General features: G+C 64.0%; 10 protein-coding genes. 1 reads left to right on the forward strand and 9 read right to left on the reverse strand.

Features of this window, described 5'->3' with window-relative positions; translation table 11 throughout:
• The first annotated feature begins 149 nt into the window (after positions 1-149).
• On the forward strand, positions 150-821 hold the full coding sequence (locus QMK50_RS00175) for a DUF3313 domain-containing protein (RefSeq protein WP_095168785.1): 672 nt from the start codon (positions 150-152) through the stop codon (positions 819-821).
• Between the two features lie 635 nt (positions 822-1,456).
• Here the strand turns inward: QMK50_RS00175 and QMK50_RS00180 are convergent.
• From QMK50_RS00180 to QMK50_RS00220, 9 genes are all read right to left on the reverse strand, one after another.
• Positions 1,457-3,973 (reverse strand): fused MFS/spermidine synthase, encoded by a 2,517-nt coding sequence (locus QMK50_RS00180; protein ID WP_320332145.1) that lies wholly within the window; start codon positions 3,971-3,973, stop codon positions 1,457-1,459.
• Positions 3,974-4,137: 164 nt separating this feature from the next.
• Positions 4,138-5,718 (reverse strand): arylsulfatase, encoded by a 1,581-nt coding sequence (locus QMK50_RS00185; protein WP_095168783.1) that lies wholly within the window; start codon positions 5,716-5,718, stop codon positions 4,138-4,140.
• A gap of 74 nt (positions 5,719-5,792) precedes the next feature.
• Entirely contained in the window at positions 5,793-6,821 is a 1,029-nt protein-coding gene (locus tag QMK50_RS00190; protein ID WP_159995841.1) for an HAD family hydrolase, read from the reverse strand.
• Entirely contained in the window at positions 6,818-8,149 is a 1,332-nt protein-coding gene (locus tag QMK50_RS00195) for a hypothetical protein (protein ID WP_320332146.1), read from the reverse strand. Before QMK50_RS00195 ends, QMK50_RS00190 begins: the two co-directional genes overlap by 4 nt.
• The gene (locus QMK50_RS00200; protein ID WP_413787314.1) at positions 8,146-9,510 is read right to left on the reverse strand and encodes a VWA domain-containing protein; all 1,365 of its coding nucleotides are present in this window, start codon (positions 9,508-9,510) and stop codon (positions 8,146-8,148) included. The genes QMK50_RS00195 and QMK50_RS00200 overlap by 4 nt, the downstream gene beginning before the upstream one ends.
• Complete coding sequence (locus tag QMK50_RS00205) at positions 9,432-10,460, reverse strand: VWA domain-containing protein (RefSeq protein ID WP_320332147.1); 1,029 nt, start codon at positions 10,458-10,460, stop codon at positions 9,432-9,434. The genes QMK50_RS00200 and QMK50_RS00205 overlap by 79 nt, the downstream gene beginning before the upstream one ends.
• Positions 10,447-11,049, reverse strand: a complete 603-nt coding sequence (locus QMK50_RS00210; RefSeq protein ID WP_320332148.1) for a DUF4381 domain-containing protein — start codon at positions 11,047-11,049, stop codon at positions 10,447-10,449. Before QMK50_RS00210 ends, QMK50_RS00205 begins: the two co-directional genes overlap by 14 nt.
• Positions 11,046-11,987 carry a DUF58 domain-containing protein gene (locus tag QMK50_RS00215; RefSeq protein WP_095168777.1) on the reverse strand — a complete coding sequence of 314 codons (942 nt, stop codon included), beginning with the start codon at positions 11,985-11,987 and terminating at the stop codon, positions 11,046-11,048. Before QMK50_RS00215 ends, QMK50_RS00210 begins: the two co-directional genes overlap by 4 nt.
• A 10-nt stretch (positions 11,988-11,997) precedes the next feature.
• Positions 11,998-12,978, reverse strand: coding sequence for a MoxR family ATPase (locus QMK50_RS00220; protein ID WP_320332149.1), 981 nt, complete (start codon positions 12,976-12,978; stop codon positions 11,998-12,000).
• Between the last annotated feature and the right edge of the window lie 4 nt (positions 12,979-12,982).

The raw sequence follows: 12,982 nt of genomic DNA on the forward strand, positions 1-12,982 counted from the left end.
TGGGGTGCGTCTGTCAAATAGCGCTTGTGATCGATCCTACAGTTGTTTGTGAATTTTCAGAGCCTGTCACAGCAATCGTCTTAACTTTTGGCTATACCTGTAAGTCCGTTTGACAGTACCGTTGTCGTCCCTTTGACAGGAGTTACCGAATGAAGCTTGCCCTCATGATGAGTACGCTGTGCATTGCCTCCCTTGGGGTAGTGGGCTGTTCCAGCACGATCACCAAGCCGGAAGACTATTCCGGGTTTCTCAAGGACTACAGCCAGCTCAAGGAGGCCAAGTCGCCGTCGGGCGTAGACGTGTTGCGTTGGGTCGACCCCAAGCTCGATATCAATAAGTACACCAGTGTCTATGTCGAACCCACCCAGTTCTATCCGCAGCCCAAGCCGACGGTGAAAATCCCGCAAAGCACGCTGTCAGGCATTACCAGCTACTACGACCAGGCGCTCAAGCGCGAGCTGGGTAAAAACCTGCCATTGGCCAACGGCCCGGGCCCGGGTGTGGTAGTCGTGCGTGCGGCGATCACCGCTGTCAGCAGCCAGACCGAAGGCCTGAAAGCCTACGAGGTGATCCCGATTGCCCTGGTGGCAGCGGCGGTCAGCACCGCGACCGGTATTCGCGATCAGGAAACCGACCTGGCCACCGAAGCGGTGTTCCTCGACGGCAGCACCAACAAGGTGATCGCCCAGGTAGTCCGCAAGGGCACCGGCAGACCGCTGGAAAACGACTCGCAAGTGATGACCGCCAACGACGTGAAGAACGTGGTCGATGGCTGGGCCCACGACCTGGGCCAGTCGTACATCAAACTCAAGGCCAAGTAAGCGCCTGGATGGGAGCGGGCCGACTCGGGATGGTGGGGTGTCAAGGCCATAAATGTTGGCTGTGCCGGCCCCATCGCGGGCAAGCCCGCTCCCACAGTGGTTCTGGGGTGCTCGCGGACTTTGCATGCGCCACAGCCAACTTGTGGGAGCCGGCGCCCGCTTGCGGCCTGCCAGCGATAGCGGTGGGTCAGGCACCATCGATATTGAATGTTCTGGCCCCATCGCTAGCAGGCTATCCCACAGGGGATATCCCACAGAGATATCGCCGTCAGGAAAAGCAGGCCGGCCGCTAGGCCGCCTCGCCCGCCCTTACCACTCAGGCCGACTGTCAGGTCGCCGTGCTCTTGCTTTTGATCTTGATCCACCCGCCCCATTGGAAGGCTGAGCGAAGGTGTCCATCTGGGGGGAGGCGCGTAGCGCCGTGCGGCGAAGCCGCATACATCGAGAGGAGGTGCAGCGCAGCAAACCGGAGGCGATGCCCCCGGATGGATACCGTAGCGAAGGTACCCCGAGCCTAAGCGAGGGGCCGTACGTCAGGGGTAAGAGCCCTTGGTTACTTGGGGCTTTTCCAAGTGACCCGCCGTAAGGGCGGAACCATTAGCCGCCATTACCCAAGCAACGGATATACCTCCATATCACTGGCCGACAAACCAGCGCAAATACGGGTTGGCGGCATCCCCTTGCATCACCTCACGAATATCCCTGGCCCAGGCTTCACGATCGCCATCGTAGGCGTGCAGGCTGGCGCGGTAGAACTGCATCAGGCGCTGCTGGTGGGCATTCATGCGTTCGATGAACGTGGCGTCGGCATTGCGCAGTTCCGGCGGGCGCCGCAGGTCGAGCAAGGCGGGGAGTACCCGGCTGATTTCCTTGGCGCGCACCCACGGTGCGTACTCGATGCGCGGCTGGTCGTCGGTGACGGGCAGGGCCTGGCCGGCGAACTGCTGCAGGCCCTGGCGATCGGTGACCCAGGTGGCCAACAGCGCCGCGGCCGAACTCACCCCGACATCCTGCAAGGTGCTGCGCACGGTTGCCTGGGCATAGCGTTGAGTGATCCGCGCCGCATCCAGCTCGATGGGGTCGAGCGAGCCCACCAGGAGCATTTCATGGAACTCGCTGGTCCACACGTTGGCGTAAGGAAACACGTCGAGGAAGCTCTGTACCAACGCCCGCGAGTCGTCGATGTTCTGGGTTGGCAATGGCAGCCACTGGGCCACCAGGCCGTTCTTTTCCAGGCGGCTGGCAGCCAGTTGATAGAAGTCCCGCGAGTACAGGTTGACCACGCCGGCCGCAGAGGGCGGTGGCGGCTCCAGGGTGATCAGGTCATAGGTCTGTTCGCTGCGCAGCAGTTCCTGGCGACCGTCGCGCAGGCGCACCTGCAGCGCCGGGTCGGCGGCGGCGTTGAAGTTGCCTTTGAACAACGGCGCGGCCTTGACCACCGATGGCAGCAGCTCGGCGACCACCCGCCGTTCCAGGCCCGGGTACTGCAGCAAGGCGCCGGCGGTGATGCCGGTGCCAAAGCCGATGACCAGGGCCGAACGTGGCTCGCCCTTGTGGATCAGCAGCGGCAGCAGGGCCTGGATCCGCATGTAGCGCAGCGACGGCATGGCATCGCCGGTGTTCGATACGCCTTGAATGTACAGGCGCTGGAACGCGCGCTGGCCCTTGCCCTGGGTGACCACGGCGACGGTACCGCCACGACCTTCCTCATAGAACACCAATTCGCCGTTGCGCGCTCCTGGCAGCAGGCTCGCAAGCTTGTCCACCGGGGTCAGCAGCGCGACCCCCAGCGCCAGCACTCCGACAGTCACCACGCCCTGGCGGGTGCCTTTGTGTACTGCGCTGCCACGGCTGACAGCCAGGTAACCGACGGCCGCAGCGACCAGTGCCAGCAGGCCCAGGGTGCGCACCAGACCGAGCAGCGGTATCAGCACAAAACCGCAGAGCATCACCCCGACGATGCCGCCCAGGGTATTGAACGCCACCACTGCACCGACATCCCGGCCCACCCGGTCCTGGCCCACACACAGGCGCAAGGCCAGGGGGAACGCGGCACCCAGGAGCAAGGTCGGGAGGAATACGATACTCAGGGCCGCCACGGCAAAACGGCTACTCATGGCCACCAACTCACTGGCGCCCAGGGCCAGCACCGCTGATTCGGCCTGGGTTTGCGCCAGCACCAGCCAACGTCCCAGCAGGGCTACTTCGAGCAGTGCCAGCAGCCCCGCACCGGCAATCAACAAGCCGAACAGGCCCCATGGATCGCGTACCCGCGCCACGCGCCGGGCCATCCACGCGCTGCCCAGGAACAATCCGCACAGGTAGGTCGCCAGGACCACGGCGAAGGCATAGGTGCGGGTGCTCATGAATTGCACGATCGCTTGCGACCAGACCACCTCGTAGCCCAGCGCCACGCCACCGGCGATCGAGTACAGCCACAGTGCCAGGCGCGCGGGTGCGGCCTGGGGTGGGCGTTCCACGGGCGCCGCGATGGCCGTCAGCGGTTGGCGTTGAAACCACAACAGCGCGCCGGCGGCGGCCAGCAGGTTGAGCATGGCCGCGGCAATGGCGCTGCCGCGCACGCCGAGGGCCGCGATCAGGACGAAGGCGGTCAGCAGGGTCCCGACGATGGCCCCGGCGGTATTCGCTGCATACAACTGGCCGCCGGCCTTGCCCAGTTGCTGTGGGTCGGCGGCCAGCGCGCGCACCAGCACCGGCAGGGTGCCGCCCATCAACACGGCGGGAATCCCCACCAGGGCAAACGGCAGCACCCAGGCTGCCAGTCCGATGTGCTCGGCCAGCCAACTGAATGGGCTGGCCGCCAGGCTCATGCCCACCGTGGCACCGACACCCAGCAGCGCCACCAGCACCTCCAGCCCGGCGTACAGCAGCACCGGCCGTTGCAGGCGGTCGGCCAGGCGCCCGAACAGCCAGCCGCCCAGGGCCAGTCCGGCGAAAAATGCGCTGATGCCGGTGGTGATGGCGTAGACCTCGACCCCGACCACCAGCGACAACTGCTTGATCCACAGCACCTGGTATACCAGCGCGGCAGCGCCCGAGACCAATAGCAGCAGGGCCGGGATCAACAACGCCGGGGCACTGGCGTGTGGGGCGGGAATGGCCGTCGACTTGCTGGCGACTCGTGAGGACATTGCTGGTTGCCTTGTACAGAACTTGAAAAATGTGGTGGACCCAGAGCACTGGCACCAAGGATGGTGAAGGCCATCGCGAGCAAGCCGCAAGCGGGCGCTCGCTCCCACAGGGGAAAAGAAAAAACGCCGTTCACCGGTGAAGGTGAACGGCGGTGCAGCAGGTATTACTGTGCAGCTTTCATTTTTTCAGCAATTTTTGCATCTACCGCAGCGCGGATCTGGTCGACGCTGAAGCTCGCCGGTTTCTGGCTAGGTGGGTACTCGATGAACGTCTGCAGGAAGTGCGCAGACTTGGTCACCGCCTGGGCTACCAGGTAGACGTTTTTGGTGGTCCAGTCGTAATACTGATCCGATACCACGTCAGCACGCTCGTACGGGTCCATGCGCAGGTTGAAGATTTTTGGTACACGCAGGCACACGAATGGCTCGCTCCAGACCTTGAAGCCGCCGGGTGCACGTTGTTCACAGAACACTGCTTTCCAGTTGCCGAAACGCATCGACACCAGTACGCCGTCGTCGTTGAAGTAGTAGAACTCCTTACGCTCGCCCTTGGGTTGCTGGCCGGTTACGTACGGCAGTTGGTTGAAACCGTCCAGGTGCACCTTGAAGCTGTTGCCACCGGCGACTGGCGCCCAGCCCTTGAGCAGCTTGTCCTTGACCCCGGTATCGCCAGCGGCAGCCAGCAGGGTTGGGAACCAGTCCAGGCCCGAGAACATCTCGTTGGACACTTCGCCAGCCTTGACCTTGCCCGGCCAGCGGATCATCGCCGGTACGCGATAGGCGCCTTCCCAGTTGGAGTTCTTCTCGTTGCGGAACGGCGTGGTCGCCGCGTCCGGCCAGGAGAACTGGTTCGGGCCGTTGTCGGTGGTGTAGACGACGATGGTGTTGTCGGTGATTTTCAGGTCATCGAGGGTTTTCAGCAGTTTGCCGACGTCGCCGTCGTGCTCGATCATGCCATCGGCATAGTCGTTGCCGGGCATGCCGCTCTGGCCCTTCATCGACTCACGCACGTGGGTGAACAAGTGCATGCGGGTAGTGTTCATCCAGACGAAGAACGGTTTGTCCGCCTTGGCCTGTTTCTCGATGAACGCCTGGGCGGCGGCGGTGGTTTCGTCGTCGATGGTTTCCATGCGCTTGGTGGTCAGCGCGCCGGTGTCCTCGATCTTGCCGTCGGCGAAGCTGTGGATCACGCCACGCGGGGAGTTGGCCTTGACGAACTCGGCATCATCCTTCGGCCAGTAAGGGCGCTCTGGCTCCTCTTCGGCGTTGAGGTGATACAGGTTGCCGAAGAACTCGTCGAAACCGTGGTTGGTCGGCAGGTACTCGTCCTTGTCGCCCAGGTGGTTCTTGCCGAACTGGCCGGTGGCATAACCCTGGGATTTCAGCGCCTGGGCGATGGTGATATCGCGGGCCTGCAGGCCAACGCTGGCGCCCGGGGCACCGACTTTCGACAGGCCGGTACGCAATGGCGTCTGGCCGGTGATGAACGATGAGCGCCCGGCGGTGCAGCTGTTCTCCGCATAGTAGTCGGTGAACATCATGCCTTCTTTGGCAATCCGGTCGATGTTCGGCGTCTTGTAACCCACCACGCCCATGGAATAGGCGCTGATGTTGGTCTGGCCGATGTCATCGCCGAAAATCACCAGAATGTTGGGTTTTTCTGCCGCCACGGCGGTCGCCGAGATGGCCATGACCGAAGTCGCCACCAGGGCGAATTTCGGCAGCCACTTTTGTATGCGAGTCATCTGACTTGCTCCTTGTGCTTACTGGAGTCGTGTTGGAGTACGACGAACGTTTACTGCGATCCTGCCTACGTCTTTTACTTCTTTTGCTCAGTTGTGCCGGTGTCGAACGGATAGATCCGGTTCCATTCGGTGCTCATGTCGACGACACTCCAGCCGCGTTTGTTGGCTTCATCCAGGGCCTTGTCCAGGCGACCGATGTTCGACTGCCGGTCGTAGGCCCATTCACGCTTTGCATCGGTATGGTGGACCAGGCCCATGAACCTTTTACCGGGGCCGGCAGCCGTCCACTGGAGCATTTGCAGGTCACCGTCGGAGTTGCCGAAGGCGAGAATCGGCTGGCGCCCGATGACCTGCTGGATGCTTTCCGGTTTACCCGGGCCATCGTCGTTGTGGGCCAGCTTGGGCAGGCGCAGGATCGAAGCGTCGTTGCCATTGAGCTGGAACTGCGTGGCAAAGGTGGTGCCGATCACTTGCTCCGGTGGAATGCCGTAGACCTGCTCGGCGAAGGCACGCATGAACTCGACTTCACCGCCGGACACGATGTAAGTCTTGAAGTCCTGGCTGCGCAGGTAGTCGAGCATCTCCAGCATCGGCTGGAAAATCATCTCGGTGTAGGGCTTGCCGGTCTTCGGATGGCGGGCCTGGCTCAGCCAGGTCTTGGCGTTATCCATGAAGGCGGCGGTGGTGATCCCGGTATGGGTCGCGCCGATGATCTTCATCAGGCCATCCATGCCGCTGGCGGCCAGGGCCTGGTGGTCGTTCTCGAGGACAGCCTTGAACGGCTGCTCGGTTTTCCATTGCGGATGCTGGGGCGCCATGCGCTTGACTTCCTCCAGGGCGAACAGCACCTGGAAGTACATCGGCTGTTCGCTCCACAGCGTACCGTCGTTGTCGAACACGGCGATGCGCTCCGCGGGCTTGACGTAGTCCTTGGAGCCTTCAGTGGTCACGGCCTGGACAAATTCGATGATGCTTTTTTTCGACGGGCCATCGTTCCAGGAGGGCAGCGGCTCGGCCGCCAGTGCCAGGAGCGGCAGGCTCAGGGCCAGGCTCAGCAGGAGCTTGAAGGCGTGACGTTGGCGGGGGGCTGCGTGATTCGTCATGAAAAGTCCTTATCGTGACCGGGGTTCAAGGGGCGCAAGGCCGATGAGTGCGTCGCGTTGGCAGTTACCGCCTGATCATGCAGCGTAGCCAAGGATTGCTTGAGTTGCGGCAATGCCTGGTTTTCCGCCGGCTGGCGCCCATACCGCCCACGCAACAGCGCCTGCACGTTGTTGCCCAGGCCGCCGATCCCCAGGCCCAGGCGGCTGCGCCGGGCCCAGAGGTACAGCGCGCTCAAATGCGGCGGCTGGCCGTCGAGTTGTTCGGGGATCTGCTTCCAGGCGTAGTCGGCAGAAGCCAGCCAGGCGGCATGGCGTGCGTTGCGACGTGCTTGAAGGCCGCGCCAGGCCCGCAAGCACCAGGGCTGCAACAGGTAACCGGCGGTGGCCAGTATCGCCAGCAGCGCTACCAGCATCAGCCAGTACCGCGAGAGGTGGAAGCGGCCCTGTTGCCCCAGTTGCTTGAGGTCCTGGGTAATCGAAAACACTGGCCGATAGCTGGCGTTGGCCGCAGCCTCGAAGGTCACTGCCGGTACTTCGGCGCTACGTGCCTGTTGGGTGCTGGCGTCCCACCAGTGCATCTGGATGGCCGGCAGGCTGTAGTGTCCCGGGCGTTGCACCTGATAGGCGACACTGTCGATGCGCTGGCCGCCGCTGATGTGGCCGCGGCCATCGTCGAGGTTGCTGACCTGCGCAGTCTTGGGATAGCGCTTGAGGCCGTCGACCTCGCTCAGGGGCGGTGCCGGCAGGGCCATCGCCAATGCACCGTCGGCCTGCAGGGTCAGTTGGCGGGTGAGGGTGTCGCCGACCTTGAGTGTCGGCGATGACTGCTGGAGTACCTGGGTCAAGCGCACGCCCTGGGCCACCAACACCGCTTCGCCGGGCTTGAACCCGGGAGGCTGCTGGGCGATGAAGTGCAGGGGTTGGCTTTGCGCGCTCAGTGGCTGGCTGGCCTGGCCGGGCGTGGCCTGTACGGTCAATGCCGGGATGTCGAAGCCCTGGGCCTGGTTCGGGGTGATCAGGTACAGGTAGCGCATGCCGAAGAAGGTTTTACCCTCCAGGGTCTGCGTGGTGTGCTGGGCTTCGCCGTTGGGCGGCCTCACCAACGCGCCCGGCAGCTTCAGCTCCGGCAGGGTCGGGGCGCTGGTGAACCAGCTGTCGGTCAGCACATCGATCTGCAATTGCACGACGCCGCCCACCATCACCGCGGCGTCAGGCTGCAGTTGAGCCTGCACCCGCAGTTCGGGTTCAGCCGCCAGCACACGGCCGGTCAACAGGCACAGCAGCAGGGCGCCGCTGGCGGTGAAACACTTCGCGAGTCTGCTGCTCATGGCTTGCCCGCCTGATCCTGGAGGCTGAACTTTTGCTTGAGGAACTTGGCCGGCGAGGTGGTCAGGTTCTGCAGCCACAGCTCATCGGAAGTCGCCTGCTGGGTCTCTAGCGATTTGCTCTGGCCCTTGCCCTTGGGCTTGTCGTATTTGACTTCGTCGGGCTTGACCTCCGGGGTGTTCTGCTGCGCGCTGTCGGTGTCTTTTTCCAGGGCGATGGCCAGCGCCAGGTTGGCCGTGGCCTCGGGGAACTGTGGCTGTAGCTTCAATGCCTGGGTGTAGGCGGCAATCGCCTGGTCGAACTTGAAGCGCCGCACATAGATGTTGCCCAGGTAAAAGTACGCCTGGGGCGTGTCGAGACGGGCGAAACTGGCCAGTGCCAGGTCATAGTCGGCGGCGTTGTAGGCGGCGATTCCCTTCCAGTACGGGTCCTGGAACAACTGGGCGGCAGCGGGAAAGTGCTGGTGCTCGAAGGCCCAGCGGCCTTGCTGGTCGCGGGTGAAAAACGCGTCGGTGAGGGCGTTGGCCTGGCTCTCTGGCGCCTGCAAACCCAAGCCCAGGCCCAGCAGAAGTGCCGCCGCCCAGTTCAGGCTCCAGCCCCGGCGCACGCTGAAAAAGGCCAGCAGCAACAGCGGCCAGCACAACCAGTAGCCGGCGTCTTTCCAGTGCAGTTCACGCTGTTCGGCGCTGGCATTCTGGAAATGTTGCTGGGCATGCAACTCGATCCAGTCCAGGTCGTCGTCGTTGAGGGTCAGGCTGCCCAACGGGGCATCGGTGGCAGCGGCCAGTTGCTTGAGGGCGGCCTGATCGAAACTGCCCAGGGTCGGGCGGCCATTGCTGTCGGTGCGGGGCTGGCCGTTGGCGTCGGTGATGATCCCGCCATCGGTACTGCCCACTGCCAGCACCAGTACCTGCAACTGACTGTTGTCCAGCAGCTTGTCGAGATTGCCCAGTTGGCTGGTGTCGGCGCCGTCGGTGATCAGCAGTAGGGTGCCTGGGGCTTTTTCCGCCACCAGCAAGCGCTTGGCCTGTTCGATCACGCCGGCGACATCCTTGCCCGGTTTGTTCAGCAACTCGCTGCCCAGGGCCTGGATGAAGCTGTCGAGCAACGCCGGGTCATCGGTCGGTGGGAGCACCAGGTGGGCGCTGCCGGCGTAGGCAATCAGCCCGGTGCGCGCGCCGCTGCGGCGCTGGACCAGGTCATGCAGCTTGTGTTTGGCCGCTTCCAGGCGAGTCGGCTGGACATCGCTGGCGTCCATCGAGGGCGACAGGTCGAGGGCGATGATCAGCGGCGCGCGGTTTTCCAGGAAGTCCGGGCGATCGCGCTCCCAGGTCGGGCCGGCTGCAGCGATGGCACCCAGCACCAAGGTGGCGCAGACCAGATGGACCGGGCGAAGGCGATGGCAGCCCCCAGGGGAATCCAGAACAGGTCGCGCTTGGGCTGGTGACTGAAGTGGTGCACCTGATGGGGAGTGATCTGGTCGAGGGTGCTGTAGACCTGATCCAGGGCTTGGCGGTCTTCGGCGCGGAAGAACCGCCCGCCGGTGGCCGTGGCGATCTGCTGCAGGCCTTGCAGGTTGACCTTGGCTTCGCCGTCGGCGTTGGGGTCGCCGATGCCGATGGTGTGAATCACCACGCCCTTGGCCGCGGCCATGCTGGCGGCGTGGTCCGGGGTGATCGCACTGCTGGTGTCATTGCCATCGGTCAGCAGGATCAGGACTTTTTCCTGTTCGTGGGCTTGGTCGAGCATCTTCAACGCCAGGCCAATGGCGTCGCCGATCGCGGTATTGGGCCCGGCCATGCCGATGCCGGTGTCATCGAGCAACAGCGCCAGGCTGGCATGGTCCAGGGTCAGCGGTGCTTGCGGGTAGGCGCCGCTGCCGAACACGATGAGGCCCAGGCGGTCGTCCTTGCGGCGGTCGATGAAGCCGTGGACCACTTCCTTGACGGCTGCCAGGCGATCGATTTTCTGGCCATTGGTATCGCTGTAGTCGGTGGTTTCCATGGACTGGGAAATGTCGATGGCGAGCATCAGGTCGCGCACCGGTTGCTGGCGTTCGATAGGTTTTTCCACCAGCACCGGGCGCGCCACGGCCACCACCAGCAAGGTCCAGACCAGCAGGTTCAGGGCCAGTTGCCAGCGATTGCTGCGGCTGCCGGCCTGGCTCGGCGCCTGGCCGACGGCGCGGCTCATGGCGGCGAAAAACGGCACCCGCACGGCACTGCGCGCTTCGCGGTAGTCGGGCAGGTAGCGATAACCCAGCCAGCAGAGCGGGAGCAGCAGCAACAACCAGGGGTAATCAAGCTGCCACATGATGATGCTCCACCCAGTGTTTGCAGGTGCTGAACAGCTGAATTCGCTGCGCTGCCGGCAACGCCAGCAGGACTGTATCCGGGGCGTAGGCCAGCGTTGCCAGTTGCTGGCTGAAATCGGCGGGTAACGGCTGCGCGCTGTTTCGCACCAGAAATGCTTGCCAATCCTCACCGCCCAGAGCCGCAACCTGTGGGAGCGAGCTTGCTCGCGAAGGCGCCCGACTATTCACCCTGGATGTCGACTGAGCGGCCGCTTTCGCGAGCAAGCTCGCTCCCACATTAGTATTTGCATTGCAGTCGTTGGAGCCCCGGGAAGGCATCGACAGCGCTACGCGCTTGAGCAGCTCCGGCAATTCGCGCAGGGCGGCCAGTGGGTCACTGCTGCGTTGCAGTTCCGCCAGGCGTGCGAGGGCTTCACGTCGATAGCGGTCCCGGCGCCATAACCAGTAGCGCCGGCCGGCCCACGCCAGCAATCCCACCAGCAGCAGGCCGAGCAGTAGCCACCAACCCCAGGTTTGCGGCAGATAGCTGACCGGCGCTGGCAGGCCCAATTCAGTGAGTTGCTCGATGCTGGGGACGTGCGCAGTCATGGCCGGCCTCCGAGCTTGCCCAGCTCGGCGCGCAATTGTTCATGGGCTGCCTGGGCGGTGCTGAACATCATCAAGGGCACCTGGCTGCGGCGCAGCAGGCTGGCGACATCCTTGAGCCGGCCGCTGAGGAAGTCCCCCAGGGGCTGATGGACCTGCCGCTGGGCCACCGCCAGCTCCACCTGCAACTGACCTTGGGTCACCAGCAGGTGGCCGTTTTTTGGCAGATTCAGTGCCAGTGGGTCATAGACCTGCATGGCGATCACATCGTTGTGGGCGCTGAGCTGGCGCATCAGTTGCAGGGTGCGCGGACCGGCGCCGGCAAAGTCACTGATGATGCAGATCAGGTGATCGTGTCCGGCCACGGCCAGGCAGTGCTGCAAGACCTTGTCCAGTTGGTCCTCGCCTTCGCGATCGGGGTTGTGGGCGCTGAGTTCCTGATTCTGCTGGGCGATGCGATTGCACAGCGCCTCGACCCGTTTGCGGCTGCGCAACGGGCCAATGCTGTCGATCCGCTGATCGTTGAACACCAGACCGCCGACCCGGTCGCCGGCATTGAAGACCATCCAGGCCGCCAGCGCGCCGAGCTCGGCGGCCAGGGCCGACTTGAAGCTGCGCTGGGAGCCAAAGAACATCGACATGCGCTGGTCGACCAGGATCAGCGCCGGGCGATCACGCTCTTCGGTGAAGGTGCGCACTACCGGTTTGCCGGTCCGCAGGGAGGCGCGCCAGTCCAGGTGCCGCAGGTCATCGCCGGGCTGGTAGCGGCGCAGTTCGTCGAAGTTCAGGCCACGCCCGCGCAGACGCGAGGCGTGGTTGCCCGCCAGGATACTGCCCTGGGGCTGGCGCGCGAGGAAACTCAAGTCGGCGGCCTGGTACTGCAGCGCCATCAATTGCGCCAGCGACACGTACACCAGGCCATCCAGTTCCTGAGTGTTCATGGGCATCACCTCAAGCCGGGACCGCGACTTTGTCGAGCAGGCGGTCGAGCACCTGATCGGCCGTCACGCCATCGGCCACGGCGTCGTAGCTCAATTGCAGGCGATGGCGCAGCACCGGATGGACCACGGCGCGCACATTGTCCGGGGTGACGAAGTCCTGGCCTTGCAGCCAGGCATCCGCGCGTGCGCAGCGATCCAGGCCAATGCCGCCACGCGGGCTGGCGCCGATGGCGATCCAGCGGCCGAGGTCGGCGTCGTAGTCGGCCGGGTGGCGGGTGGCATTGATCAAATCGATCAGGTAGCGATCGATGGCCGGCGCCACACTGACCGCGCTGACTTCACGGCGCGCGGCGAAGATCACCTCCTGGCTCAGGGAAAATCCTGCTGGCGCCGCGGTCTTGGCGCCCAGGGCCTGCTCCTCTTCACGCAGCAGGCGCAGGACCTGGCTTTCGTTGTCCGCGCTCGGGTAGTCCAGCAGCACTTTCATCAGGAACCGGTCCATCTGCGCTTCGGGCAGCGGGTAGGTGCCTTCCTGTTCGATCGGATTCTGGGTCGCGACCACGATAAACAGCTCGGGCAGCACGTGGCTGTTGCCGGCCACGGTGATCTGGCGTTCCTCCATGGCTTCCAGCAGCGCCGCCTGGACCTTGGCCGGGGCCCGGTTGATTTCGTCCGCCAGGATCAGGTTGCCGAACAACGGGCCTGGCTGGAACTGGATCTGGTTCTGCCCGTCGACCTGGTGCAGCACCTCGGCGCCGGTAATGTCGGAGGGCAGCAGGTCAGGGGTGAACTGGATCCGGCTCATCTTCGCATCCAGGTGCTTGGCCAGCGCCTTGACGGTGCGGGTCTTGGCCAGCCCAGGCAAGCTTTCGAGCAGCAGGTGGCCGTTGGCCAAGAGACCGAGCATGATCTGGCGGATGACCTGATCCTGGCCAAGTACCGCCTCGGCAATACTGGCTTGCAGGGCGTTGATGTCATTAAGCGCTGTCATGGGA

Source organism: Pseudomonas sp. P5_152, from assembly GCF_033989915.1.
In the GTDB taxonomy this organism is placed as follows: domain Bacteria; phylum Pseudomonadota; class Gammaproteobacteria; order Pseudomonadales; family Pseudomonadaceae; genus Aquipseudomonas.